This is a genomic window from Paenibacillus glycanilyticus, from assembly GCF_030161375.1.
Lineage (GTDB): Bacteria > Bacillota > Bacilli > Paenibacillales > Paenibacillaceae > Pristimantibacillus > Pristimantibacillus glycanilyticus_B.
The window spans coordinates 169,067-193,839 of the sequence record NZ_BSSQ01000013.1 but is presented as its reverse complement, the minus strand read 5'-3'; the positions used below and the strand labels follow the sequence as shown (position 1 = coordinate 193,839).

The 24,773-nt window shown below is 52.6% G+C and carries 26 protein-coding genes; 3 read left to right on the top strand and 23 right to left on the bottom strand.

The window, feature by feature from the left end:
- Positions 1–51 precede the first annotated feature (51 nt).
- The 17 genes from QQK89_RS15550 to QQK89_RS15470 form a co-directional block, all read right to left on the bottom strand.
- Positions 52–2,244 carry an alpha-galactosidase gene (locus QQK89_RS15550; protein WP_284239508.1) on the bottom strand — a complete coding sequence of 731 codons (2,193 nt, stop codon included), beginning with the start codon at positions 2,242–2,244 and terminating at the stop codon, positions 52–54.
- A gap of 31 nt (positions 2,245–2,275) precedes the next feature.
- On the bottom strand, positions 2,276–3,298 hold the full coding sequence (locus QQK89_RS15545; RefSeq protein WP_284239506.1) for a LacI family DNA-binding transcriptional regulator: 1,023 nt from the start codon (positions 3,296–3,298) through the stop codon (positions 2,276–2,278).
- 145 nt (positions 3,299–3,443) lie between these two features.
- A complete protein-coding gene (locus QQK89_RS15540; RefSeq protein WP_284239504.1) occupies positions 3,444–3,983 on the bottom strand; it encodes a hypothetical protein in 540 nt (179 codons plus the stop codon).
- 74 nt (positions 3,984–4,057) lie between these two features.
- Positions 4,058–4,495, bottom strand: a complete 438-nt coding sequence (locus QQK89_RS15535; protein ID WP_284239502.1) for a hypothetical protein — start codon at positions 4,493–4,495, stop codon at positions 4,058–4,060.
- 74 nt (positions 4,496–4,569) lie between these two features.
- The gene (locus QQK89_RS15530) at positions 4,570–5,247 is read right to left on the bottom strand and encodes an ABC transporter ATP-binding protein (RefSeq protein WP_284239501.1); all 678 of its coding nucleotides are present in this window, start codon (positions 5,245–5,247) and stop codon (positions 4,570–4,572) included.
- Positions 5,244–6,353, bottom strand: coding sequence for an ABC transporter permease (locus QQK89_RS15525; protein ID WP_284239499.1), 1,110 nt, complete (start codon positions 6,351–6,353; stop codon positions 5,244–5,246). Before QQK89_RS15525 ends, QQK89_RS15530 begins: the two co-directional genes overlap by 4 nt.
- Positions 6,354–6,418: 65 nt before the next feature.
- Positions 6,419–7,804, bottom strand: coding sequence for a sensor histidine kinase (locus QQK89_RS15520; protein WP_284239497.1), 1,386 nt, complete (start codon positions 7,802–7,804; stop codon positions 6,419–6,421).
- The gene (locus QQK89_RS15515; RefSeq protein WP_284239496.1) at positions 7,801–8,478 is read right to left on the bottom strand and encodes a response regulator transcription factor; all 678 of its coding nucleotides are present in this window, start codon (positions 8,476–8,478) and stop codon (positions 7,801–7,803) included. The genes QQK89_RS15520 and QQK89_RS15515 overlap by 4 nt, the downstream gene beginning before the upstream one ends.
- Positions 8,479–8,635: 157 nt before the next feature.
- Positions 8,636–9,025, bottom strand: a complete 390-nt coding sequence (locus QQK89_RS15510; protein ID WP_284239494.1) for a 4Fe-4S dicluster domain-containing protein — start codon at positions 9,023–9,025, stop codon at positions 8,636–8,638.
- Positions 9,022–10,656 (bottom strand): FAD-dependent oxidoreductase, encoded by a 1,635-nt coding sequence (locus tag QQK89_RS15505; RefSeq protein WP_284239492.1) that lies wholly within the window; start codon positions 10,654–10,656, stop codon positions 9,022–9,024. Before QQK89_RS15505 ends, QQK89_RS15510 begins: the two co-directional genes overlap by 4 nt.
- A complete protein-coding gene (locus QQK89_RS15500; RefSeq protein WP_284239490.1) occupies positions 10,653–11,450 on the bottom strand; it encodes an alpha/beta hydrolase family protein in 798 nt (265 codons plus the stop codon). The genes QQK89_RS15505 and QQK89_RS15500 overlap by 4 nt, the downstream gene beginning before the upstream one ends.
- Positions 11,451–11,479: 29 nt before the next feature.
- A complete protein-coding gene (locus tag QQK89_RS15495) occupies positions 11,480–12,547 on the bottom strand; it encodes an ABC transporter substrate-binding protein (RefSeq protein ID WP_284239488.1) in 1,068 nt (355 codons plus the stop codon).
- 38 nt (positions 12,548–12,585) lie between these two features.
- The gene (locus QQK89_RS15490; protein ID WP_284239486.1) at positions 12,586–12,918 is read right to left on the bottom strand and encodes a 4Fe-4S dicluster domain-containing protein; all 333 of its coding nucleotides are present in this window, start codon (positions 12,916–12,918) and stop codon (positions 12,586–12,588) included.
- Positions 12,915–14,519, bottom strand: a complete 1,605-nt coding sequence (locus tag QQK89_RS15485; RefSeq protein WP_284239484.1) for an FAD-dependent oxidoreductase — start codon at positions 14,517–14,519, stop codon at positions 12,915–12,917. Before QQK89_RS15485 ends, QQK89_RS15490 begins: the two co-directional genes overlap by 4 nt.
- Positions 14,520–14,615: 96 nt before the next feature.
- A complete protein-coding gene (locus QQK89_RS15480; RefSeq protein WP_284239476.1) occupies positions 14,616–15,506 on the bottom strand; it encodes an ABC transporter permease in 891 nt (296 codons plus the stop codon).
- A gap of 18 nt (positions 15,507–15,524) precedes the next feature.
- Entirely contained in the window at positions 15,525–16,322 is a 798-nt protein-coding gene (locus tag QQK89_RS15475) for an ABC transporter permease (protein WP_284239475.1), read from the bottom strand.
- 149 nt (positions 16,323–16,471) lie between these two features.
- Positions 16,472–17,053: a TetR/AcrR family transcriptional regulator gene (locus QQK89_RS15470; protein WP_284239474.1), complete on the bottom strand. Its 582-nt coding sequence runs from the start codon at positions 17,051–17,053 to the stop codon at positions 16,472–16,474.
- Positions 17,054–17,209: 156 nt separating this feature from the next.
- Here QQK89_RS15470 and QQK89_RS15465 point away from each other — a divergent pair, with 156 nt between their 5' ends.
- Positions 17,210–17,887, top strand: coding sequence for an SDR family NAD(P)-dependent oxidoreductase (locus QQK89_RS15465; protein ID WP_284239473.1), 678 nt, complete (start codon positions 17,210–17,212; stop codon positions 17,885–17,887).
- Between the two features lie 74 nt (positions 17,888–17,961).
- Here the strand turns inward: QQK89_RS15465 and QQK89_RS15460 are convergent, their stop codons facing one another.
- Positions 17,962–19,413: an MDR family MFS transporter gene (locus QQK89_RS15460; protein WP_284239472.1), complete on the bottom strand. Its 1,452-nt coding sequence runs from the start codon at positions 19,411–19,413 to the stop codon at positions 17,962–17,964.
- Between the two features lie 177 nt (positions 19,414–19,590).
- On the opposite strand from QQK89_RS15460, the gene QQK89_RS15455 reads away from it, so the two are divergent.
- Complete coding sequence (locus QQK89_RS15455) at positions 19,591–20,277, top strand: TetR/AcrR family transcriptional regulator (protein WP_284239471.1); 687 nt, start codon at positions 19,591–19,593, stop codon at positions 20,275–20,277.
- Positions 20,278–20,385: 108 nt separating this feature from the next.
- Here QQK89_RS15455 and QQK89_RS15450 read toward each other — a convergent pair whose 3' ends face one another.
- The 4 genes from QQK89_RS15450 to QQK89_RS15435 all read right to left on the bottom strand — a co-directional run bounded on the left by QQK89_RS15450 (position 20,386) and on the right by QQK89_RS15435 (position 22,633).
- Complete coding sequence (locus tag QQK89_RS15450; protein WP_284239470.1) at positions 20,386–21,069, bottom strand: SdpI family protein; 684 nt, start codon at positions 21,067–21,069, stop codon at positions 20,386–20,388.
- Positions 21,062–21,343, bottom strand: coding sequence for an autorepressor SdpR family transcription factor (locus tag QQK89_RS15445; protein WP_284239469.1), 282 nt, complete (start codon positions 21,341–21,343; stop codon positions 21,062–21,064). Before QQK89_RS15445 ends, QQK89_RS15450 begins: the two co-directional genes overlap by 8 nt.
- Before the next feature lie 132 nt (positions 21,344–21,475).
- Positions 21,476–22,096, bottom strand: coding sequence for an NADPH-dependent FMN reductase (locus QQK89_RS15440; protein WP_284239468.1), 621 nt, complete (start codon positions 22,094–22,096; stop codon positions 21,476–21,478).
- 15 nt (positions 22,097–22,111) lie between these two features.
- Positions 22,112–22,633 (bottom strand): cupin domain-containing protein, encoded by a 522-nt coding sequence (locus tag QQK89_RS15435; protein ID WP_284239467.1) that lies wholly within the window; start codon positions 22,631–22,633, stop codon positions 22,112–22,114.
- A gap of 166 nt (positions 22,634–22,799) precedes the next feature.
- Between QQK89_RS15435 and QQK89_RS15430 the strand changes: the two genes are divergently transcribed.
- Positions 22,800–23,243, top strand: a complete 444-nt coding sequence (locus tag QQK89_RS15430) for a MarR family winged helix-turn-helix transcriptional regulator (RefSeq protein ID WP_284239466.1) — start codon at positions 22,800–22,802, stop codon at positions 23,241–23,243.
- Between the two features lie 104 nt (positions 23,244–23,347).
- On the opposite strand, the gene QQK89_RS15425 is transcribed toward QQK89_RS15430, so the two are convergent.
- Positions 23,348–24,766: an S-layer homology domain-containing protein gene (locus tag QQK89_RS15425; protein WP_284239683.1), complete on the bottom strand. Its 1,419-nt coding sequence runs from the start codon at positions 24,764–24,766 to the stop codon at positions 23,348–23,350.
- Positions 24,767–24,773 lie beyond the last annotated feature (7 nt).

Below are 24,773 nucleotides of genomic sequence, written 5' to 3'. Positions count from 1 at the left end.
AATTAAAAAGATCCCGAAGGGACTTTCGCCCCTTCAGGATCTTTATAAGCTTTATTTTACCGTGCGGAAACGGAACACTTTGCTCGCATAATCGCCATGGAACAACGGTGCTTGCAAACCTGCGTTCATCAGCTCGTCGCCGCCGTATGCTCCTTCTTCGCCAACCAGTTCATAATCTTGATTCGGATCAAGGCCTTTCAGACGGAAACGGTCCAGCTTCGGATTCGCCTCTTGGAGGACGGATACGTATACGACAAACGCTTCGCTCTTGTCTTTCGATACGAACATCCAAGCCGTCTCGTTGCCCTCAAACGGGCTGAGCAGGCGGTAGAAGTCGCCGAATTGAACGAGAGGACGCACCTCTTTGTACAAGGCAACTTGCTCCTTCACCGCTTCCTTCTCTTCTTCGGTAAAGACGGTCAAGTCCAGCTCATAGCCGAAGTTGCCGGACAACGCCACGTTGCCGCGGGTTTCAAGAGAAGCCTTGCGGCCAACCTGATGGTTCGGGATCGCCGATACGTGGGCGCCCATTGTGCTGATTGGATATACGATGCTTGTGCCGTATTGGATTTTCAGACGGGATACCGCATCGGTATTATCGCTGGTCCAAGTTTGCGGCATGTAATACAGCATACCCGGATCAAAACGTCCGCCGCCGCCCGAGCAGCTCTCGAACAGGATATGTGGGAACGAAGACGTAATTTTCTCCAGCACTTCATACAGGCCAAGCATGTAGCGGTGAGCCGTCTCGCGTTGGCGGTCAGCAGGAAGAAGAGCCGAACCGATTTCCGTCATGTTGCGGTTCATGTCCCATTTCACATAAGTAATAGGAGCGCTCGACAAAATATCCGATACCGTCTTCACGATATAATCCCGAACGTCTTGGCGGGAGTAATCGAGAATAAGCTGGTTGCGGCCTTGCGATCTGCGGCGGCCTTCCACATGGAGACACCAGTCCGGATGCGCTTTGTACAGCTCGCTCTCCGGCGATACCATTTCCGGTTCGAACCAGAGACCAAACTGCATGTCGAGGCGTTTTACCCGGTCTACGAGATCTTCAAGTCCGTTCGGAAGCTTGTTCTTGTCAACAAACCAGTCGCCAAGCGAAGTCGTATCGGCATTGCGTTTGCCGAACCAACCATCGTCCAGCACGAACATTTCGATGCCAAGCTCTTTGCCCGCCGTCGCAATCGCTTCGATCTTCTCCGCGTTGAAGTTGAAATACGTCGCTTCCCAGTTGTTCACGAGAATAGGACGAGTCTTGTCGCGGAACTCGCCGCGAACGAGTCGAGTACGGTAAAGCTCATGATAAATGCGGGACATGCCGCCAAGCCCTTCCGGCGAGAAGACCATAACCGCTTCCGGCGTTTGGAACTCTGCTCCGGCTTCGAGCTTCCAGTTGAAATCAAATGGATTGATGCCGATAAAGAGGCGCGACGAATGGTATTGATCGACTTCTACGCCCGCGACAAAGCTGCCGCTGTACACAAGGTTAACGCCGTAAACATCGCCTGTCTCCTCGGTAGCGCCATCGGAGAGCAGCGCGAGGAACGGATTCTGCATATGGCTGGAGGAACCGCGGCGGCTCTCAACGGACTGCATGCCTGGCACAAGCTTGCGCTTATGCACATAACGCTCGCGCGCCCATGCGCCGGACAATTGGAGCATTTCGAACCGGTCATGGACAAAATCCACGCTCATGCTAAGCGCGCGTTGAAGATCCAGCGTCATCTCGCCTGCATTAATGAACTTCACGGAACGGGTAATGGCATCAAGTTCTTCGAAGACGGTATATGACAAGACCGCCGTAAGGCCAGTCAGATCATCCTTCAGCGTAAGCTCAAGCGTCTGCGCTTCCGAATCGGACTCGACATAGACCGCCGGAAGGCCTTCGAGTTTCTTTTTGCCGTTAAAGATTTCATGGGAATGATAAGTCAATTCCAGAATCGTCGAGCCGTTTGGCAGCTTCACTTGGTAAGCCGGCGAACGGAAGTCGGTTGCGCCATAGGATGGGTACTCCTGCGGAAGCGCGTCCAGCGACAGATCCAGTTGATTCTGGTCCGGGTTAGGGCTGAAGGACGCTCTTTCTTTAATTTGAAGAAGACGGTCCAGCTGCAGGCCTCTTACCTTTTTGCCCCAATAAATATGAGCGGGATAACCTTGCTTCAGGATTTTAAACGCGTAGCTCGTGTTTTTCGATTGCAGATGAAATAAACGCGATTCCTCATTATAAAAAATAGCCATTCTCATGTTCCTCCTCGTCATGAATCCATCGTTATCTGCTGCTGCCGCTGCTCTCCCGGACAATCAGCTTGGTATTTATCGTAATATGCGAAGTGACTTCTCTTCCTTCAACCCGCTCGAGCAGCAATTGCACCGCTGCCTGGCCCATCAGCTCGGTATGGACGCGTACGGTCGTAAGCGGCGGCGTAAGAAAGGCGGATACTTCAATATCGTCAAAGCCGATAACAGCCATATCCTCCGGCACTTGTATACCCCGCTCATGCAAAGCACGAAGCGCCCCAACCGCCATCGGATCGCTGGCCACAAAACAAGCCGAAGGCCGGTGTCCGTCATCCAACATCCGAACCATCGTCTCGTAACCGCCGTTAGAGGACCAGTCCGCCAAATACATCAGCGCCGGGTTGTAAATCCCCCGCTTCTGCTGCAGTTCGGCGAATATAGCCGTCCGTTGATCCTCGTGTTTCCCGTCTTCCCGTTGAACCACCGGATTGGAGCTGCCTCCAATAAAGCCGATGTCCGCATGCCCAAGCTCGTACAAATGCCGAAGCACTTCCTTCATCGCTTGCGCGAAGTTCAGCTGCACGGAATCGCAGTCGTCCGGCGTCTCGTCGTGATTGACGTAGATGACTCTCTCCTTGTGAGGGTAGAGCCGGTTAATCTCCTGGTCGTCTACGGATCCAACGACGATAAGTCCATCCAGCTCGGTTAGCGGGGTATGCTCGGTCTTCAGCACGCCTCGAACAACCTTATCGATGCCAATGCCAAGCTCCTCGCAGCGCGTTTCAATTCCGCGCCGGATGGCGCCAAAATACGGATCGCTATGCTCGTCTTCCAGCGTTGACCACATGACAAGCCCAATCTTTAACGTCGATAATAACTGGTCCTGCTTCATACGCTTGAGGCGCGCCGGCTTATATTGGAGCTGTTCGGCAATACTAAAGATGCGGCTGCGCGTCTCTTCGCTAACGCTCAGCGACAGATCGTTGTTCAGCACCCGGGATACCGTCGCAGGCGAGACGCCCGCTTCGCTCGCAATTTGTTTAATCGTAGCCATAAATGCCTCACTTGCATAAAATTTAGTTAATAAATTTACTAAACTACAATAAATATTGTAGCAAATAGATCGAAAACAAACAAGAGCGAAGCTTGCGGCGGCCATGCATGACCTGCGCGTGCTTCGCTCTTGTTTGAGGTTAGGACTAGTATTTACCCTGTTCTTTATATTGCTGATCAAGTGCCATGGCACTGTCGTAATCTGTGGCCGGGGCCATGATTTGAAGGTCTTTCCCTTGGCCTGAGTCTGCGCCGACTGGTTCAAACAAAAGAAACTTCATACTATCGAAATCGCCTGTTTTCCAGATGGAGCTAAGCTGGACAATATTCATTTCTTGAACGGCTCCGCTATCTGCATCGTAGGTATCATTGAGATACACCGTTACACCCCAACCATTATTAATATTTTTATTAAAAACAATTGGCATCATCCGCGCCTTCGTTACCTCATACTTCGTAATTTCAATTTCCCCCGTAAAACGTTGATCGCGGAACAACTTCCGATGCAAGGTTCCTTTGAGCGTAATCGCGGTTTTGTCCACCGACGCTTGATTGCCCGGTCTGAATTCGATTGCCGGATAAGTCAGATTAATTTTCTTGGGGAAGTCATACTTGCACACAATCAATATAGCAATAGCCAGCAGCATAAGCAGACTGCTTCCGGTTATTTTCAAGCCTCTTGTCATATATATAACGCCCCTTCCCATTCTCAGAAATTACCATACAGAATGGAACGAGCGCAATAGCGAAAAAGTTCATCTTAATCAAGCGGCAAGGCAATCCGAAATAAATGACCTTCCGGTAAGTAAAACGGAGAATTCGGATCGTCTTGGAAGGGGCCAGTTATTTTACGTTCGCCTTCATTAGTAACAACCTCGTAAGTAAATTCCTTTTCCTTATCTCTGACTAGATCCCCTGGCTTCAAAACAGATAATTGGGGGTCGGTTACAGCTCCGTCCACCCACTCTTCCGTCCAAGTCCTCCCTTGATCCCTGCTAACCATACATAATTTCATTCGAGGTTTGTGGCGGTTTTCTTTGACATGAGTAAAGATGGCATCCATAATCACTGCGCCTTCTTCCGGAGCAAGCTGAACGGATATATAGTTCGCTCTAGAAGCAGCTCTTCTTTTTAACCGGCGTATTTTTCTTTTGTCCAACTTGTCGTCTATCATGGTGCTAATCATCTCCAATTTCATTTCGAGCCGCACCCCGTGCTTTGCATTCAAAATTCCACGTCACGCATCGTACAGTTAGCACCTAGCCAAATCGCTCATCTTTGCACCAAACGCCCTTCCTCCAAATACAGCACCCGGTCGCATAGCGGAAGAACGCGTTCATCGTGGGTGACCATTACGGCGGCTTTTCCTTGCTCCTTGGCTTCGCCGGCAATCATGCGCACCACGTCCATCCCCCGGCTGGCGTCAAGACTTGCCGTCGGCTCGTCTGCGAGTAGAACCGCGGGATCGTTCATGAGCGCTCTGGCAATAGCAACGCGTTGGCGTTCTCCGCCGGACAGCTTGTCGGGATAAGCGCTGCGGCGATGGGCGAGACCTAGCTTCTCAAGAAGCCCTTTAGCCCTTTCCCTTGCCTGCGATTTGTCCAAACCTCCCTGCTTCGCCACGAACAACAGCTGCTCTTCTACCTTCAAATACGGAATCAGATTAGCGCTTTGAAAAATAAATCCAAGCTTATGCAGCCTCATGTCCGACAGCTCCTGCTGGCTTTTGCCAGTAATCGATTTCCCATCGAGCAGCACATCTCCGCTTGTTGGTTCCAGAAGCGCTCCCGCTATGGATAAAAACGTGCTTTTCCCGGAACCGGATGGTCCCATTACGGCAACCAGCTCTCCTTCCGCCACGCTTAAATTCAATTTATCGAGAACGGTGCGCTGTGTCCCGCCATCCTCAAATACCCGCGTAATATCTCGCAATTCGATTCGTTGTCTCATGCTCCAGCCCTCCCGATCGCATCCAAAGCATCGATTCTGCTCACTTTCCATACGGACAACAAGGATCCCGCAAGCGACATCGCGATAAAAGCTCCGCTTGTGAGCGTCAACGTAGAGCCGGGAAGCAGGAATGGCATGCCGCTTGGCAATACCGCAGCCAACCCTTGTACGAGCAGCACGCCGATGGCCAAACTGCCAGCGCACAAGAGAAGCACCTGCAACGCAACACTAAAGGCCAAGTAAGCCGTACGCGTGCCAATCGCCTTCAGAATGCCGAATTGGCTGCTCTTTTGAATCGTAATGACGTAAAAGAATACCGCGAGCACAAAAGCCGAAATAACAAACAGAAATACGATCATCATCAAAAGCGAACCCTGCTCTTCCTTATAACCAGGGATCGCGGAGACTGCCTCCGACTTTTTCACCATCTCGGTAGTCGGCATCTCCGCAGCTAGCCGCTCGGCCTGTTGTTTATCCGCTTTAACGGCAACAGCGCTGTAAGATGTTTCTCCGTCTCCCGCCCCGGAAGCCCGCTGAAGCTGCTGCCAGTCCTGTTCACTTATGAATAGGGCAGGAGAATGGCTGAACGATTCCCGGCTCGCAAACCCGCCAACCTTCCACTTCGTGCCGGAGCCTTGATCCACAAGGACCGTCCCGATTCGAACCCCCGACTCCTTCAGCTTGCTGTCAACAAGCACGGAACCGGCGCCCGCTTCCGCAAGCGAACTTCCTTCCGCCGCGGATGGAGTAAGCCAGCCTTCCGGCTTAACGGCAAGCAGCGTCACATCTAGCTTGGACGATTTCCCTTCTACGGTGACGGTTGTCATTCGAACGCCAAGAGGTTGCGCATTTTGCTCGCCAACGATCGACTGCGCCTGCTCCAGCTCATGCGTCCCCACTTCCGAGCGGGTGAAACGATGGTCCGCATCCTTCCCCATCATAAAATGCGTAGCCTTCATATTTGCAATCGATGCCGCATTGTCGTATGCGAGGCCTCGCGCAAGCCCGGTGACGAACAGCACCAGAAAAGCGACGAGCACCATAATCGTAGCGATCAGCGAATAACGCGTTTTGGCAAATCTCATTTCCCGAATAGCCAGATACATGTTGCTTCCCTCCTTTTGATGGCTCAAGTTTAGGAAGCGAAAATGAACGGCGTATGAACGGTTGATTACAATTGGGAGAGTGGAAGCGTGACGGTAAATCGCGTGCCTTCAGAAGGCGAGCTCTCTGCCTCAATGCTGCCTTCATGCAGCTGTACAATCCTTTTGACGATGGCCAGTCCCAGGCCCGTACTTCCCGAAGCGCGCTCGCGGGCACGGTCCACCCGGTAAAAACGGTCAAACAGATAGGGAAGATGCTCTGGCGCAATGCCATCCCCCGTATCCTCGACAACAATAACGATACGGGACGCCAGCTGTTCTGCTCGTACTTCAATACTTCTGCCCGCAGGAATATGTTTGGCCGCATTGCCAAGCAGATTCATCCAGACCTGCTGCAGCAGCACCTCATCGCCATATATCGTGATGGAGTCCGGAACCGACAACTTGAGCAGCAGTTCCTTCTCTTCCAGCTGCCACTGCAGCATCTGCGCGGCTTGGCGGATGGATTTATACAACGCAAAAGGCTTTTTGCTCAGCGCCTCTTCGCCTTGTTCTAACGAAGACAGCAGCAAGAGCTGCTTGCTCAGAATAGAGAGATGGCGGCTCTCCGCTTCAATAATGTCCGCGTAATGCTTGCGTTCCTCTCCCGAAAGCTCCTGCTCTCCCAAGATAGCGGCAAAACCTTGAATGGACGTCAGCGGCGACTGAATCTCATGCGACACGTTCGAAACGAACTGCTGACGCGTCTGATCCACGCGCTCGAGCTCCTTGCCCATCGTCATGAAATGGACGGCAAGCTGTCCGATTTCATCGCGTCTTTTTGCAGGCAGACGAAGATTGTAGTGCCCTTGCGCGATCCGTTTGGTCGCCTCGGTTAATCTCGTAATCGGCTTGACGAGGTAACGCGTGCTGACCAGAAAGAATAACAGGCTTATAATAACCGTAGCTAATCCTACCCAGGCAAAAAACGTGCGGAGCTCGCCGAACTGCAGCAGAACATCCGGCCGCATAAACAGAGCGTACGACTGGCCTCCCGTTTGAATGGGTACCCCAACCGTGTTGCTTAACCGATTATCGAAGAATCCGGTAATAAACGGCTTGTTCGGAAAATGGGCGACGCCGTGATACACATCACCGCCTAGCACCTTCCGAGCGGCCTCCTCATCCAAATCCTGCTCCCGAAAGCTTCGCCCGTAAAATCGCTTCTCCCCATGCCCGTCGGTCACATAAATCTCATAGCCAAGAGCAGCGGCATTGTTCAAATACCGGTCCATGCCGGCAGGCTGCGCCTCGATAAAGCTTTTCATCTGCTCGGCGATGCCCACCAGCTTCTCGTCGTTATACGACTTAAGCTTCATATGGTAATACAGGTTGGACACCAGAAATCCCAGCATGCTGCTGACCAGAATAACGGCTATCGATAGGAGGACTACCCGAACATACAGCGACTTCATTTGCCCTTCACCTCAACCTTGTACCCGATCCCCCGTACCGTCTGAATCGTGAAATCATCTGCATAATCGGCAAAACGCTGGCGGAGCCGCTTAATGTGCACGTCAACCGTCCGGTCGTCTCCCTCGAAATCCGCCGCCCACACGAGACGAATCAACTCCTCTCGCGAGAACAGCCTGCCCGGGTATTGGGCAAGCTGGGCAAGCAGCTCGAATTCCTTCATCGGCAGGAGCAGAACCGAGCGGCCGTCGGACACCTCCACATTGTTACGGTCGATGGTAATGCGGTTCATCCGTATGATGTCATTGGATACCTGATTATAACGGCGGAACAGCGCCTTAACCCGGAACAGCAGCTCCTCCGGCTCAAAAGGCTTGGTTACGTAATCATCCGTTCCCCGCAGGTAACCTTGCTCTTTATCCGACAGCTGGTCCTTTGCCGTCAGCATAATAATCGGAATGTCATACCGTTCCCTTATGTACTCGCATAACTCGAGTCCGTCGATCCGCGGCATCATGACATCAATAATGGCCAAGTTAATCGGCCCTTGCTTCATCACTTCGATCGCTTCGGCTCCGTCCTGCGCTTCATACACCTGATAACCTTCGCGGGTCATCACGAACCGGACTAGCGCTCGAATATTCGGATCATCGTCAGCCAGGAGCAAATGATACATGCGATCAACCTCCCGTCCTATTCCAATATTTTTCGTTGATAGCATAGCACATTACCGTACAAACACAAACAGGTCCTGGCTTCAACCACCCATGCAAAAAAACAAGTCCCAGGGCGGCATCAACTCTACCCTGGGACTTGCTCTATTTGCGTCTATTTCAGTTCGTTTGACTTCCGCCTCGAACGACTTCCGATACGCCTTGCGGACGGACCGTACGGGGAGGCAGGATCCGGTCGATAAACGGCGTTGTATCAATCGCCGCAATCTTCGTGCGTCCCGGCCCCCAGCCGATAATGGCCCTCCAGCTGCCCAGCACGCCTTGCTCGGCCAGCTCCTGCTCGTTCACCTCCACGGTCTGCTCGGCATAAGGCGAGACGTACAGCGCATCCGCCGGGCAATAAACCTCGCAGATGAAGCAGGTCTGGCAGTCGCTTTGCCGCGCAATAACGGGGATGCCGTCCTCACCCTTATCGAATACGTTGGTCGGGCATACTTTCACGCAGATGCTGCACGAAATGCACCGTTCCCCGCTGACTAATTCAATCATCCGGTCTGCACCCCCTCGGAAGCAGCAGCGGCCCCGGTTGCTACAACGTCGCTGCCTGTTTCCGGTAGCTTCTCCGCCCTGACGCGAATCTCTTCAAGTCCGGAGACGAGCAGCCGGTACTGCTGCTCGTCGTCCTGACCGGGGTATTCCGCCAGCACATGCAGGCCGCCGCTCCGGGATTCCTTCCGCGACAGCGCTGCCGTATACATCCACCTTGCCGTTGCCGCCATCGCCGCTGTCTCGCGGGCCCGCACCTGTTCAAGCATATTTTGCGGCGCTTGATCATTCACCCGCTTCCATACCTCATCCAGCTGACGCAAAGCGGTCTTCAGCCCCCGTTCGGTGCGAAAATAATTAATATCGAGCGGAAGAACCTGACTTTGTATATCCTTGATCAGCTCTTGCGAAGACACAACGGAAGTAGCTGGAGCCGTGCCAAGCCCATAGCGCCCGGCCGGCTGCAGATCGCGTTCCGCCGCGCTGCTTCGGTGAGACAAGGCATAAGCGGCTGCTCCTTTGCCCGACCAGGTTCCCGAGCAAATCGCCCATGACGCGTTAAAAGCGCCTCCGCCGGATGCCGAACCGGTAATCCGCTCGCGTGTTGCCGCATCCCCTGCGGCGAACAATCCTCCTGCCGTTGTGCTGCAGTCATCGCCTACAATCCGGATGCCTCCCGTACCTCTTACGGTCCCTTCATAGCGCAGCGTGAGCGGGAAGGGCTCGGTAAACACGTCAATTCCCGCGCGGTCATACGGCAGGAAGAAAATCGCGTGGGATTTTCGTAAGATGGCCTGCTTCTCCGGAGTATCCGCTTTGTTCATAATCGCATACACAGGTCCCTTGAGCAGAGCCTCCGCCAGAAAATCTCCTTGCCGCCCCGCAACAATCTCTTGGCCGGCATGATCGTAATAAGTTGCCCATCCAAGCAGTCTTGAGCGGGTATTCGAGCCAAAAGCCGGGGAAGGAGCATACTTGCGGGTAAATTCCATCCCCGACAGTTCTACGCCAAGCTCGCCTGCCATTAAGTAACCGTCGCCGGTCAATACATTGCAACCTAGTCCATTGCTTAGAAAAGCGCAGCCGCCCGTTGCGATAACAACGGCATTCGCGCGCACCTCCCAGGTCTGGTTATCCTGCCGGGACACGCCGCGAGCGCCGCCTACGCCAAATTCGTCAACCAGCAGCTCAAGGGCCGGCGACTGGTCGAGCACTTTGACGCCGGCACGCTTCACAACCTTGCGCATTATCGACATGTATTCCGGACCGTGCAGATGATCCCGCATCGGAGTACCGTGCTCGTCGCGGACGAACGGATAACCCCATTGCTCGATCAACTCCATATTGGCATACACCTGGTCAAGCACCCGGTGAATCCATGCCGGCTCCGCCAAATGCCCGCCCTGCTTCATCCGCTTATCCACGGCAAGCTTTCTCATTTCTTCATCAGGCGGCAAATATAGCAGATTCGTGCCTCCGGGCGCCGTCGCCCCGCTGCTGCCAAGGAAGCCTTTGTCTGCCAGTACGACCTTCGCGCCATTAGTGGCGGCGCTCCAAGCCGCCCAAGCTCCGGCAGGACCGCCGCCAATCACAAGCACGTCCACGATCAACCGCCGCTCTGCTGAATAACTCATTTCAGCTTCTCCGCAAAAAAGTTGACCGTAGCTTGCAGCGCCGTTTGCAGCTGTACGTTTGCCCCTCCATACGGATGTACCGTATTAAAGGTATGGTCCGCTCCTTGCACCAGCACATATTGCTGATGCGGAGCCTCTTCCCGCAAGTAGCGCAGCTGCTCCAGCAGCGGCTCGCGGTCCAGGTCTCCCTGCACAAGCAAGGCGGGAAGCTGCAGCCCGGTAAAAGCTTCGCGAATGTTGAAGCGCGCTTCATTCCTTTGCCAGTCCTCCTGAATTGTCAACTCCAGCAGGCTAACCGTTTCGCCGGAAGGAAGGTGGCGGGATGGGGGAGGTCCTCCGTTCCACACCGCCAATGCGGCGATCTGGTCCGGCTTCTCGCTGGCCGTCAGGATACTGCTTCCGCCGGCTCGGCTGTGGCCAAGCAGCCCTACCTTTGTCCGGTCAGCCGCCTGAGCCTGCGGCAAATCGCCGTTTAATACCGCGCGAAGAACCGTCTCCAAATCATCAAGCTCCTGAGAAAAAGTTGATGCGGTTGCAACGGCCTCCTCCTCCAAGCCATCTTCCCTGACGGCAATCCGCGAGAAATTATAGCTGACCGCATAGAAGCCCTCTTCAGCCAAACGGCTCGTCACATCCGGCCAGAACGCCCAGTCCTTATACCCTCTAAAGCCATGACTTACGATAATAACCGGATGCGGCTTGCCGTCATCCAAGGTTTTTACTTCGCCTTGCAAACGGATGCCCTTGCTTGAATACAACGTAAAGGACTGGACGGTCAGCGTATCTTTTCCCATAACAATTCCTCTCCTATCCGATCTATCGGTTATTTCACTTCCCAATCCTCAATCTTGTAATCCTTCTTCGCCAGCCCTTCCTCTACAAGGAAGTCCTTTGTACCCGTAATCCGCGTAATCCCTTCCGCCGGGAAAGGCTCTTCCGTAATGAAGCTGATCGGGCTAATCTTCTTCGCCAGCTCGACCGTTGTCTTGTTCAGATCGGCAATGAACTGGTAATACTCGTCCTCATGCTGCTTCAAATCCTCGATAGCCTTCTGGCGCGCTTCATTCCACACCTTCGGGAAATCCGGGAACTTCTCCAGATAGCTCTCCGAGACAACCGTTACGCTTGTTCCGTGCAGCTCGGGATGTTTGGTGGAATCGTCGATCAGCGTATAACCCTGCGCCAACTGCTTCTCCGCGTTAAAGCCGGAGTTCGTCATCGCGTCCACATCGCCCCGGGCAAGCGCCGCCTGGCCGTCGGGAGCAAGCATATGGACCAGCTTATAGTCCGTCACGCCGGCCTGTTTCAGCAGACCAACAACGTAACGGTGCATATAAGAGCCTTTTTGAATCGCAATCGTCTTGCCCTTCAGTTCTTCGACCGTCTTTGGTCCGTTAGGACCCGAGATCAAGTAGCCGACATTCGTTATGTTCGTTTGATTGATTAGTCTTGTCTTAGCGCCGGAAGCAACCGCAATAATCGCAGGCGTATCCCCCAAGCCGCCAAAATCAAGGCGTCCGCTGATCAGCGATTCCGTCTGGTCCGGACCGTTCGGGAAGCCCGTCAGCTTCACTTCCTCGATGCCGTATTTTTTCAGTTCCTCTTGAATGATGCCTTTATAAAAGCCCCAGCCTTCCGCTCCGCCGGGAAGATTCTTATCATTGCTTCCGATGTAACCGTAGTTGAGAACGGCCGGAACCTTACTGTTCTTGTCCGCGGCAGCTGCCGTCTCCGTTGATGCGCTGGCGCCGGCATTGGCGCTGTCCTTCGCGTTCTCATTCGAGCTATTGTTGGCTCCGCAAGCCTGCAGCCATGCCGTTGCCATAATCAGCACCGCGATCAGCGCTAGTCTAACCAGTCCGCGTAATCCTCTTTGTTTTACTCTGCTCATAGGGAACAGACCCCTCTCTTTAGTTAAGTATGTGTTGTTTAAAATTTTGCGTACCGGGATAGCCGGTACATATAGTCATGCGAAGCGACTGGCGTCCTGCCTTTGCCCCAGCCGACTTTTTCCCGGTATCCTCCAAGCAAGCCTTGCTGCTCCGCTTCCCGCTCGGTAATGCCGATAACCTGCTCCGAATCCGGCGCAACGTACAACGCGTCAACCGGGCAGTACAGCTCGCACATAAAACAGGTCTGGCAGTCGTCCTGCCTGGCGATGACGGGAATCCCGTCATCGCCTCGGTCGAATACGTTTGTCGGGCACACCGATACGCATTGATTGCAGGACACGCACCGGCTCTCGCTGACAACCTCAATCATGGTGCAATAACCTCCTTCTCATTGACGGCTTCCGGCTTCACCCACACTTGATCCAATCCGCCGCTGACGAGCCGGTAATGCTGGCCTGCATCCTGCGATGGGAAATCTTCGCGCTTATGCATGCCGCGAGTCTCCGTCCGGGCAAGCGCGGAATTGTACATCCATCTTGCGGTTGCGGTCATTGCCTGAGCTTCGCGTGCTTTCACCCCAACTGCCGAACGCTCCACCGCCTGATTCCGCTGATCCTTCCACAGTCCGTCAAGCCGCTCCAGCGAACCCTTCAGCCCTTGCTCCGTACGGAACAAATTGCGGTCGTACGGTGCTACTTCCTCTTGCACGGCACGGACAATCTCCTCCGTTTTGGAAGTAGACGCCGACCCTGCGTTCGTAATAACGGAAGTGGAAGCACTCTGCAGATTTCGGCCGCTCGCATGCTCGCCAAGCTTTTTCGCATACGCGGCCGCGCCTTCTCCGGCAAAAGAACCGGAAGACATGGCCCATGCCGCGTTATGGCTGCCTCCGCCAGTGAAACCGCCGCAGATCAGCTCGCGTGTTGCCGCATCGCCGGCTGCATACAGGCCAGGCACCGAAGTGGCGCAGGTCTCGTCGGCAATGCGGATACCGCCTGTTCCGCGGACAGTCCCTTCCAGCCTCAGCGTAACCGGGAACAAATCGCTGAACGGATCAATTCCGCGGCGGTCGAACGGCAGGAAAAAATTCGTCTGGTTCACCCGAAGCAGCGGCTTAATCTCCTCCGGAGCAAGATCCAGCTTGGCGTACACCTGGCGACCTTCCAGCAGCTTGCGGGCTATAATGGAACGGCCGCGTTTCGAGCCCGCTCCCTCTACCGGCGTTCCGTCCTCATAATAGAAGGAAGCATAGGAGTAATACGCCGTTTTCGTAACCGAAGAAAAAGTCGGACTAATCGCATAGGCGTTCGAGAATTCCATGCCCGACAGATGCGCGCCCGTCTCCGCCGCAAGCAAATAGCCGTCACCGGTCAGCACGTTGCAGCCAAGCGCCTTGCTTAAGAACGCGCAGCCGCCGGTTGCGATCACGACGGCTCCGGCATGCACGGTCCAGGCATCGCCCGTTTGCGTTTGCACGCCGGACGCGCCGCCAACGCCGTGTTCGTCCACAAGCAGCTCCAGAGCGGGGCTATGATCCAAAATTTTGACCCCCGCCTTTTTCACCAACTTGCGCATCAGGCGCATATATTCGGGACCTTGAAGGCCCCGCTTGTGAAGCTCGCCGTCATCATCCTTCGGAAAAGGATATCCGGCATGGCCAAGCCGGTTCATATTCTCGTACGTCCGCTCAAGCACCCGGTCCATCCAGCGGTGCTCGGCAAGCCGGCCGCCCATTTCGTAACGGCTGGCTTTCGCCTCCTCGCGCAATCGATCCTCCGGCTTCACATACCAGACGCCGGTGCCCGAAGGTGCCGTCGCCCCGCTTGAGCCGCAATAGCCTTTATCAGCCAGAATAACTTTTGCGCCTTGCGAAGCCGCCGTAATGGCCGCCCATGTTCCCGCCGGTCCGCCTCCGATGACAAGAACATCCGCTTGCAATTGAATAGCACCGTTTGGCATGAATATCGACATTTCGTTTTTCCCCCTCAAATAATTAATTGAATATTTCGACTATTGTTAAGCTAAACATCCGCTCCGACGAGAACATTCGGGAATGCCGTTCAAGCATTAGCCCTTGTAGCTGTCGCGCCAGTTCAGCCAGCGAATCTCAACGCTCTTCATGACGGAATCAATGAGCTTGCCGATAACCGCGAATATAATAATGCCGACGAATATAACGGAGGTTTCCGAGTTCTGTTTCGCCTCGTTGATAAGGAAGCCAATGCCTGACCTGGAGCCGATCAGCTCCGCTACGACAAGCCCAATCCAGGATACGGCAAGCGAGATTCGCACGCCGATCAGAATATCGGGAAGCGCAGCCGGAAGAATGAGCCGGGTCAACCGCTTGAGCGGACGGAAGCCCAGAATGCGCGACACTTCGAACAGCTTATTGTCCACATTGCGAATGCCGAGGAACGTGTTGATATAGAGCGGGAAAAACGAGCCGGATACGATAATGGCAATCTTGGACGTTTCTCCGAAGCCAAACCACAGGATAATAAGCGGAGCAATGGCGAGATGCGGGACAAGCCGTAACACTTGAATGCTTGGATCAAGCAGGTATTGGGCCTTCCGGAACAGCCCTGTCAATAATCCGAACAGGAGTCCGGCCGCCCCTCCGATCAGAAAGCCTAGACCGGCCCGCCCCATGCTGACGAGCAGATGATGAAGAAGATTGTCCGAGGTGGCCAGCGTCCCGAATGCCCGAAGGATTGAACCAGGCGACGGCATAAACATAGGCGAGATATACCCGGCCGAAGCGGCGACCTGCCACAAAACAAGAAGCACGGCCGGAATCGCCGCCCCTATTGCAATGTCTTTCAGAATCGCTGCGGCAAGCTTGGTTGACCAACGTCGCTTACGCTTTGCAGCCCCCTTTCCCGCGGTTCGCTCTCCTCCTGCCGGCTCCGCTTCCGGTGCCGCTTGAGGTGGAACAATCGCTTCGAGTGAATTGCTCATAATTTCCTTGCCTCCTTTCTAGCCGTTGTAATTGTCCTTCCATCTGAGCATCCGGCGCTCGACCAAGGCAAGCAGCGTGTCGGTGATCAGTCCTAGGGCAGCGAAGATAAAGATTCCTACAAAGACAACCGGCGTATCCGCGAACTGCCGGGCATCCGACATCATATACCCGATCCCGGAGGTTGAAGCAATCAGCTCCGCAACAACCAGGCCAAGCCAAGATAACCCGATCGATAAGCGTGCGCCCAAAATAATATTTGGCAAAGCAGCCGGCAGGATCAGCCTTGTAATCTGCTTCAACCGGCTGAAGCCCAGCACTCTGGCTACTTCAAACAGCTTGTTGTCCACCTTGCGGATGCCGAGGAACGTATTGATGTACAACGGAAAAAAGGCGCTTTTGGCAATGAGCAGAACTTTGGATTCCTCGCCGATACCGAACCATAAAATAAACAAAGGCACAACGGCAAGGCTTGGGATCATCCGGATCATCTGAATCGTGGGATCAAGCAGCTTTTCCGTCCGTCGGAACAAGCCCACCGCAATGCCAAACAACAAGGCCAACGAACCGCCAAGCGTAAAACCAAGCAAAGCCCTTGTCACGCTAATCTGGATATTCGACCATAGATCGCCGGACGATGCTAAGGATATGCCGGCTTCAACAATCGTATAAGGAGTCGGGAATAGTAGATCCGAGATATATCCGTAATGCCCCAGCACCTGCCATAAGACCAGCACCGTTACCGGAAATACAAGGGCCAGCGCCGTTAACGTCAATTTGCCCGGCGTTTTCCTTGCTGCCGCAGCTTGACTGCTCATCTTTATCACCGCTTTCCTCTTAAATAAAAAAGAGGCATCCTCATATAAAATATGAGAATGCCTCCGTTAGAACGGTGGACGTTTTTATTAATTTTGTAAATTCCTATCGATTAACTATGATATTAGAGTAGCATGGGGATAATACACTGTCAATACGTTTTTGCACGCTCTGGTACCCGGAATCCGTCCATGATGAACGAAGCTACTTTCGTGGCGGTCTCCTGCTCGCTCATGACGATTTTCCCGGTTGCCCATTGCGAAGCGCCCTCATGAATCGCTTGCGCGATAACCGGCACATACAAATTACGCTCCTCTTCGGTGTAGACGTCCGCCAAACTTTTGGCCAGGAACTCCGTTAGCTCCTTCACCACTTTTTCTTTCAATTGCGGCAGAACGAGGCCAATATAGCTGGCCCGGCAAGCGACATTGGGCTTCTCGTAGAAATCGCATACGGCCAGAACAAGCTGCTGAACGGTATCCGCATTAAATTCCGTGGCCTCCATGGTACGGCTGGCAATAGCCGTTGACGCGGAACTCCCCATGATATAGTCCAATAATTCGTATTTATCGTTAAAGTGCGCATAAAAGGTAGCCCGGTTCACCTTAGCCCCTTTCGTTATATCGGCAATCGTGATTTTCTCGAAATCCTTCTTCGCTATGAGCTGAAAAAAAGCGTCGATCAATAAGGGCTTCGTCTGCGTTTGCCGCATGTTCATTACTTTGGTCGCCATCTTATCCCCCCCGTGCCCCGACAATTTGTCCAGCATGTTGCTATAGCAACATGGACATGCGGATTGTTGGTTGTTCCCTCCCCATCATAGCGGTATAGTATCGATTAAAGCAACAGCTGTTACTTTAACACTTCATCTAAAGGAGCTTATAATTTCATGAAAACAATTGCCATTGTTGGCGCGGGTCCTGGACTCGGATTATCTGTCGCCAAAAAATTCGGTCAAAACGGCTTCCGTGTAGCCGCTATTTCCCGCAATCCCGAGAAGTTGGCCCTTATCGTCCAAGAACTTGCAGAGCTGCAAATCGAAGCCCAATCCTTCGTAGCGGATATTGCCGATCCGGCCGCTCTGAAGCAAGCTCTCCAAGCTGCAAAAGAAGCTTTGGGCCCTATCGACGTGCTTGAATTCAGCCCCTATGCAGGATGGCATACGTTCACGCCGGTACTGGATACAACGCCGGAAAGCGTCGCCGAACAAATGAACGGCTATTTGCTGCCTGCGGTTCAGTCGGTTAACGAGGTGCTGCCCGAGATGATCGAGCGAGGTTCCGGCGCGATTTTGTTCACAACCGGTTTATCGGCCATGTTCCCCATCCCATTTGTGGGCAATGGCGGGATCATTATGTCCGGCGTCCGCAACTATGCGGCTAACCTGCACAATGTGCTGAAGGAGAAAGGCGTTTATGTCGGACATCTTTCTATCGGAACGATGATCAAGGCAGGCACGCCCGGCGATCCGGGCATCCTTGCAGACGCTTGGTATAACCTGTACGAGACAGCTGACCATTTCGAAGAAGTATTCCCTCCCGGCGTAGATCCAAATAAATTAGGCTAAAAAACGGCAAACAAAAGGGGGTGCCCTATAGTCATTCGCATGACTAATGGGGCACCCCCTTGAATTTATGTCAATCAAGCCGCGGCAGAAACGCTTTTCGCGCGGTTTGCTTGTTTGCGGATAATGAGCGTAAACGGTATCGCAACAACGGCGATATACGTCGCGATCGTAAACACGTCATTCACGCTAAGGGTAAAGGCAAACAGCGGTATAATTTTTGCGTTCGCCGAGCCTTCTTGCGTCAAGTCGGCAACATGCGTAATCGTATGGGAAGCGAGCAGCGAAGTGAACAAAGCAATCGCAAACGAGCCGCCCACGTTTCGCACCCAGTTGGTTACCGATGAAGCATGCCCTACCAGCTGCGTCGGAATTTCCTCCATGCCGGCCGTGCTTGTTGCGGCAGCGGCAAACGATACCCCAAGGTTACGGACCGCCATCCAGAAGATTACGTACAAATGCGAGCTGTCCGTATGAAGATGGGTCATCTCGTAGCTGCCGATAATGATGAGCACAAGACCGCCAATCGTCATCCACTTGGCGCCAACCCGCGGGTACAGCTTACCGGCAATCGGCATAGCCAGTGCCATCACAAGGGAGGAAGGAAGCAAGATAAGCCCCGTGTCCATCGGCGTGATCTGCTGTACGTTTTGCAGGAATAACGGAACAAGCAATGTGCCCGAATAGAGGCTGATCGTAATAATCGTGTTGGCCACAAGCGTAATCGAGAACCGGTAGTTACCGAACACTCTCAGGTTGAGTAACGGATTGGCCGTTCTAAGCTCATGCCAGATGAAGACCGCCAGCATGACCGCTCCAAAGCCGAACAGGCCCAGTACTTTGCCGGAATCCCAGCCCCATTGCCGCCCTTCGCTCAAAGCGAGCAGCAGCGCAACGCTGCTAAGAACAACAGTCGCAAGACCAAGTTTATCCAAGCCTTTTGCCGCTCCAATTCTTACGTCCGGGATCATAACGATGATAAACCAGATCGCTATGATGCCGATTGGCACGTTCATGAAGAAAATCCAGCGCCAGTCGAACTGTTGGATCAGCCATCCGCTGATTGTTGGCCCAAAAGCCGGCGCAAGCATGCCGGACAAACCCCAGATGCTAACGGCGAAAGGCTGTCTTTCCTTCGGAATGATCTGAAAAATAATCGTCATCGTTGCCGGCATAACCAGCCCCGTGAAGATACCCTGCACGATACGGAACGCGATTAACGAACCGGCATTCCAAGCGAAACCGCATAATATGGAAAAAATAACGAAACCAATCATGGCATACAAATAGACGTTTTTGTAACCGAATTTATTCCCCAAATAACCCGACAACGGCGCTATCGTCCCAAGGGAGAGCATAAAGCCCGTCAATGTCCACTGCACCGTGCTCAGGTCCGAGTGAAAGTCCTGCATAAAGATCGTCAGCGCGACATTGATGGTGCTGATCCCCAGAATGCTCAGGAAGGCGCCAAAAAATATGGCAATCATAATCGGCCAGAACCTGATGTTCGGGCTTGATGTTGTATTCATAAGTTCTCTTCTCCTATCTCTAACGGCCGGATGGCCTACTGTAGAAATGATCATACTGCAAAAGTTAGTCAAAGTAAACTCATTTACACAAAATTAGTTTAGTTTGATTAAATCGTTCATTTCTTTATCCGGCAAAATCGTGTATACTCTTACATAGGAAGAGAGGTTGAATACTTTATGGATACAACGGGTGAGACGCAAAACTGCAGATATACCGATGAAGCAACCAAAAACAAATACGTTTCCAAGCTGCTGCACCCCATAAAGTCAAACGGCTTTCAGGGACTTCGCATGGATGACATCGCCAAGGCAATGGATTTGTCCAAGGCGACATTATATAAGTATTTTCCTTCACGAGATGAAATTATTGAACGTCTGACAGACCTTTATATTAAATATGTGGTATGCGATGAAGCTAAATTGATGGATGGCAGCCAGGAGGCTTATATCAAGGGCTTTCAGTCCACTTTCCAACAGACGCTGCTTATTGCGAACTACGGCACGGAACCCTTTTTCCGGGATTTGCGCGAGATTTATCCGCAACTCATGGCCTCGATCGAGATGTCGATCAGCGACCGCAACGGCCGGCTTCGGGCGTTTTACGAGCGGGGAATTGCCGAAGGGTACATGAATGATTTGAATGCGATGTTATATATTCTGCAAGACGAGCTGATCTTCCAGAAGCTGCTCGACCCGCATTATTTGATGCGCAACAATCTGACGCTTCGCAATGCTCTCTGGGACTATTACCAGATTAAGAAACAGCAGGTGTTCAAGCCTGAAGTGCTTGCCCAGATCAACGACGAGCCGATGACGGAGAAAGTCGATTACCTGGTTCGCAAGATTACTTTCGGAGTAGCTTAAGCGTTTTCCAAAGGCGCTTTTCCCTTTGGAAAATCGCGTTTAGGAAAAGCCGTTAAACACAAAGCAGCTGCCCGGGACACACTCCCGAGCAGCTGCTTTTCTGTTATATCAAGTTCTCTTCTTCGCTTCCGCATACAAGCGGTACGAATAAACGTACGGCACAACCACGCTCAGAATCATGCTGACAATTAATACGCCGATCAGCCATTCTGCCGGAAGCAAGAATGCTCCGAGCAGCATTAGAAGCCCCGCAATAACCCATAACCGTCCACCGAGCCGATGCGTGCTGCGCCAGTTATTCTCATCCGTAATCGTCCATGGGGTTCGGATCCCCATAAAGAAATTACTGCGAAGCTGCCCCATCCTGTTGCCGATTACCATCCACATGATGCCAAGACCGCCAAACACGATACTGATAAAAGGCAGATCATAGTCAAGATTTTGCAGAATCATGAGCAGGAATACACCGTGAATAAACAAACTGATCGTCCACCGCATCAAGAGGTAATAACTGCTGAACCGTGCGTAATTGCTCCGGCGCGGATCAACGGCTCTAACAATCGAGAGAAACACGGGCAGCGCAATGCCAATCCCTCCGTACATCAGCCACATATTGGCTTTGGCCATCGTTCCGTCCTGCTCGCCACGGACATTGTAGTGACTGCCTACGACATCCGGAAGCTGATGGTTAAAGATTAGAAACACAATCCCCAAGATAACTACATTAGCGGCAAGCAAAATCCAATCCTGCTTTCCCCAGCGCACAACCGCTTGCTCATTGGTTTCATTCATCTTCATTCCTGTCTCCTTTCGTACCGAGGATTCCGAGGAACCAGCCCATAGCTTCCTGTACAACGGACATATTGAGCGAATACACCCGGTTTTGTCCCTGCCGCTCTTCTGTTACTAACTTGGCTTGTTTCAGCAAATTCAAATGATGGGAAATGCTTGGTTTGGATATATTAAAATGGTCGGCGATTTGGCCGGCGGACAAGTCCTGTTCCTTCAGGATTTGAAGAATTTGACGTCTCGTCGGATCGGACAACGCTTTAAAGGCATCATTCAAGTCTGGTCCCCTCCTTAACTTAATTATATATTTAGATAATATTCTAAATATCGAACAAAAGCAACCAACTTCACAAAAAAAGCGACAGCCCCGCACTTATTCGGGGCTACCGCCTGGAGATATAGGTTTTATTTAGGAGAGGACTGCAAGCGTCGCCTTCCAATTGCGCCGCATGCGAGACGAGAGACTTTCCTGCCCATCGATCTGTGCGCCAAGTTCAGCAATTGCTCTTCGAACCTGCGGCACAAACTTAAGGAAATCCCGGCTTGGCTCTAGCGGAGCGCCTTCCCGGATGACCGCATCCGATAACCGGAGCGCCGGTGACGTAGGTACAACGCGCATTCTTAGCCGAACCGCAACTCTTCTCAGCTGCTTGCCGCAACGGCCTCCGCCATGCCCTCCGTAAGTTACAATCATGACCGGTTTGTCGCGCCATTCATGGTACAGATGATCGATTGCGTTTTTGAGAACGGCCGGATACCCCCAGTTAAATTGAGGAGTGATAAACACCAAGCCGCTTGCGCTCTTAATCTTCTCGCTCCATGCGCGCGTATGCGGCTGGGTGTAATGATCCAAAGCCGGGATTCCCGGTTCGTCATCCATCGGCAGCGGCCATTTCGCCAGATCAATCATTTCATAATGATAATCGGTATTCGCTTCCCCGATGCTCCCGACCCATGACGTGATATTCGGGCAATTCCTGCCTGCTCGAATACTGCCCATAATCAAGAGCACGGTCTTCTTCTCTGTCATAGTACCACCTTCATTTCATGTATTTTCAATCCCGTATCCGAATCGTTCGGCTATACGGGCTAATCCGCCTAACAATACTTTCTGCATTATAACGGGTGCGCCAACCGCAAATCCTTCGCTATATTTCCATGCCAGCCCCATCCACAGCGGATGAATGGGTATTCCCCTCCGGCTTAACTTCCCTTCGCTCTCTAGCTTGCGATGCAGCACAAACATTTCCCAATGGAATCCCGGGGGGCGTATTTCGTGTATGCCGATCAGCGTCTCATGGCTAATGTTAAAGAACTGATGCACCTGCTTCGGATAGACCGTCAGGCATTCGCCGGCGCCGAGAACAATCTCTGCACCGTCCACAATCCCCTTCATTACACCTTGTTTCACCTGAAAAGATTCCGTAAGAAGCGGATGCCAATGAGGAGCATTCATGCCCCCTTGTAGGGGGACGTTATGTTCAATTCTTAAATAAGCTCCCCGCTCATCATTCCCCCGCTCCAGGAAAGTTACCGTCTTCCCGTCGAGAAACCTAAGCTGCTCCATACCTCTACCTTCTTTCTTTCTCAGACTTCGGCAGAAAAAATAGTACGTGATACAAACAATATAGTTTGTGCCGCGTACTATGTCAATGGTATTTATGTTAAAATACAAATGGCAATAACTCGTACAAGCCATTGCCGAATACCTGAGCTTGTCTGGAGTGAATTATGTGAGCGATACTCATTCGGAATTGCAAGATAACCTTTCCATTATGGATAGCTTGGTCCAATTATCGTTTCTTGTTCAAGGCGTTCTTAACCAGGTAGGTGCCGAACACGATGTGTCCATCATACAAATCCGATTGTTTGGCATTTTACGGGACCGGGAGCTGAATATGCTGCAGCTGGCCCAGTATCTCGGCCTCGACAAATCCAGCATTACCGGATTAATTAATCGGGCGGAGCGACGCGGTTTGGTCGAACGCAGCCATTCTTCACATGATCGCCGTGTCATTAATGTCAAAGTAACGCCTGAAGGGCATCAACTTATCAAAGTTGTCAGCCATAAGATTGAACGGCAAATGAAGAGCATAACCGATAACCTTACAGAACAAGACCAATCCCAGTTCATCATGCTTGCCTCTAAAATGCTGATCCCTTACAGCCAGCAATAGAGCGCTCAGAAAGTGTTGTACATAACAAAAGAGACTGTCCCGCAAGTATTGGGACAGTCTCTTGCCAGGCTGCTTGATTATGCTCAAGCAGCTTTTATTATTGTTTATTCGGTGCCCTGCACAATCCATGCGGCCGCCTCTGCCCGCGTAACGGGCGACTGCGGCTTCAGCTCCTTCTGGTCTCCGATAAAAATTTTCTTGTACAGCTGGTTAGTACCGGCTACGAGAAAATTGGTCATCGTCTCCCTATACAGCTTGCCAACCTTATTCTTATCGGAGTAGAACGCGAGGTTCTCGATAAGAACCGTCCAATTCCGCTCATAATCCGCCCATAGCTTTGTCAGCTGCTCTCTTGTAAGCGGCTCGTCCAGCCTTATCGTCCCATCTTCGAAGCCGTTAATCATGCCGGCTGCCCGCAGCCCTTCAACCAGATCATAGGATGCATCATCCGCAGCCATATCGCTAAATGAACCGGTGCTTGGATGATGAGGTTTAATATCGTTTGGATCATATTGATACATCCATGCAATAAATTCACGCCTCGTAATCGTCTCATCCGGTTTGAAAGCCGGCTCAGAAGCAGGGAGCTTCACCTTGTCTAGAAGCGACTTGATGTCTTCTTCATATTTATGACCGGCGAAATCATCAGGTTCAACAACCGTTTCGGAAGCAGGTTCATCCTCGAGCTTCACATCCGCATGCTCTAACTTATCCGGAGTCAGCCCAATCCCCTCTAGCAAGCTTTGATTGTAATCGAGCACGCCCATAACGAATTCCGCCGCTTCTCCACGCGTCACCGCTTCCTTCGGTCTCAGCAGCGACGTATCGCCAAACGTTGTTGAATACACCTCTGCCGCCCGGTAATAGGCTAGAGGTTTGAAGAAGTCGGGCGTAATGTCATCACGATCGAAATAGGAGTTCGGCAGGAGCAGCGATCTGGAATTAAGAGCTTCTTCGATATGGAAGAAGGTCGCGATGATACTCGGCAATTGCTCGCGCAGAAGCGGCTCTTCCAGCGCAAGCCTGTTCCCGTCTAGCGGCTTTACATATCCTTCGGCTGCATAACCGCTCAGCTTCGCCGCCAGCGGATCCGCCGAATCCATATCGGTAAATGAAGAATCAGCTGCCCCCGTTCCTTCACCCGCCTGTTGAATATTGCGCGGATCCAGCTTTACGAGCCATTCATACAGCTCACCTCTTGTAATCGGCTCGTTTGGACGGAAATTCCCGCCTTCCACTGTCGCTGCACCCGTCGCCAGGAAGCGGCCAATGATGCTGCCTGCCGGATGGTTGCTGATATCCGAGACGTTGATCACTTCTCCAGCCCCTTCAGCTGTATCGCTATTAACGGACTCGCTGGGCAATGGAGAAGCTTCAACCGGCTGATCGCTGACCTGAGGCCCGTTTACAACGGTAGATTTGCCGGGCTCATTCTTGTCTCCAAAGCAGCCGGTCAAACCAAGCGCCAGCGCGGCGCACAACAGCGCCGTTCCGGCAGCCGTTCTATAGCTGTCTCGCATCATATTCAAT

What these genes read in the sequence shown, in the direction of transcription:
- QQK89_RS15550 (WP_284239508.1), bottom strand. Translation starts at nt 2,244, where the DNA reads ATGGCTATTTTTTATAATGAGGAATCGCGTTTATTTCATCTGCAATCG.
- QQK89_RS15545 (WP_284239506.1), bottom strand. Translation starts at nt 3,298, where the DNA reads ATGGCTACGATTAAACAAATTGCGAGCGAAGCGGGCGTCTCGCCTGCG.
- QQK89_RS15540 (WP_284239504.1), bottom strand. Translation starts at nt 3,983, where the DNA reads ATGACAAGAGGCTTGAAAATAACCGGAAGCAGTCTGCTTATGCTGCTG.
- QQK89_RS15535 (WP_284239502.1), bottom strand. Translation starts at nt 4,495, where the DNA reads ATGAAATTGGAGATGATTAGCACCATGATAGACGACAAGTTGGACAAA.
- QQK89_RS15530 (WP_284239501.1), bottom strand. Translation starts at nt 5,247, where the DNA reads ATGAGACAACGAATCGAATTGCGAGATATTACGCGGGTATTTGAGGAT.
- QQK89_RS15525 (WP_284239499.1), bottom strand. Translation starts at nt 6,353, where the DNA reads ATGTATCTGGCTATTCGGGAAATGAGATTTGCCAAAACGCGTTATTCG.
- QQK89_RS15520 (WP_284239497.1), bottom strand. Translation starts at nt 7,804, where the DNA reads ATGAAGTCGCTGTATGTTCGGGTAGTCCTCCTATCGATAGCCGTTATT.
- QQK89_RS15515 (WP_284239496.1), bottom strand. Translation starts at nt 8,478, where the DNA reads ATGTATCATTTGCTCCTGGCTGACGATGATCCGAATATTCGAGCGCTA.
- QQK89_RS15510 (WP_284239494.1), bottom strand. Translation starts at nt 9,025, where the DNA reads ATGATTGAATTAGTCAGCGGGGAACGGTGCATTTCGTGCAGCATCTGC.
- QQK89_RS15505 (WP_284239492.1), bottom strand. Translation starts at nt 10,656, where the DNA reads ATGAGTTATTCAGCAGAGCGGCGGTTGATCGTGGACGTGCTTGTGATT.
- QQK89_RS15500 (WP_284239490.1), bottom strand. Translation starts at nt 11,450, where the DNA reads ATGGGAAAAGATACGCTGACCGTCCAGTCCTTTACGTTGTATTCAAGC.
- QQK89_RS15495 (WP_284239488.1), bottom strand. Translation starts at nt 12,547, where the DNA reads ATGAGCAGAGTAAAACAAAGAGGATTACGCGGACTGGTTAGACTAGCG.
- QQK89_RS15490 (WP_284239486.1), bottom strand. Translation starts at nt 12,918, where the DNA reads ATGATTGAGGTTGTCAGCGAGAGCCGGTGCGTGTCCTGCAATCAATGC.
- QQK89_RS15485 (WP_284239484.1), bottom strand. Translation starts at nt 14,519, where the DNA reads ATGTCGATATTCATGCCAAACGGTGCTATTCAATTGCAAGCGGATGTT.
- QQK89_RS15480 (WP_284239476.1), bottom strand. Translation starts at nt 15,506, where the DNA reads ATGAGCAATTCACTCGAAGCGATTGTTCCACCTCAAGCGGCACCGGAA.
- QQK89_RS15475 (WP_284239475.1), bottom strand. Translation starts at nt 16,322, where the DNA reads ATGAGCAGTCAAGCTGCGGCAGCAAGGAAAACGCCGGGCAAATTGACG.
- QQK89_RS15470 (WP_284239474.1), bottom strand. Translation starts at nt 17,053, where the DNA reads ATGGCGACCAAAGTAATGAACATGCGGCAAACGCAGACGAAGCCCTTA.
- QQK89_RS15465 (WP_284239473.1), top strand. Translation starts at nt 17,210, where the DNA reads ATGAAAACAATTGCCATTGTTGGCGCGGGTCCTGGACTCGGATTATCT.
- QQK89_RS15460 (WP_284239472.1), bottom strand. Translation starts at nt 19,413, where the DNA reads ATGAATACAACATCAAGCCCGAACATCAGGTTCTGGCCGATTATGATT.
- QQK89_RS15455 (WP_284239471.1), top strand. Translation starts at nt 19,591, where the DNA reads ATGGATACAACGGGTGAGACGCAAAACTGCAGATATACCGATGAAGCA.
- QQK89_RS15450 (WP_284239470.1), bottom strand. Translation starts at nt 21,069, where the DNA reads ATGAATGAAACCAATGAGCAAGCGGTTGTGCGCTGGGGAAAGCAGGAT.
- QQK89_RS15440 (WP_284239468.1), bottom strand. Translation starts at nt 22,096, where the DNA reads ATGACAGAGAAGAAGACCGTGCTCTTGATTATGGGCAGTATTCGAGCA.
- QQK89_RS15435 (WP_284239467.1), bottom strand. Translation starts at nt 22,633, where the DNA reads ATGGAGCAGCTTAGGTTTCTCGACGGGAAGACGGTAACTTTCCTGGAG.
- QQK89_RS15425 (WP_284239683.1), bottom strand. Translation starts at nt 24,766, where the DNA reads ATGATGCGAGACAGCTATAGAACGGCTGCCGGAACGGCGCTGTTGTGC.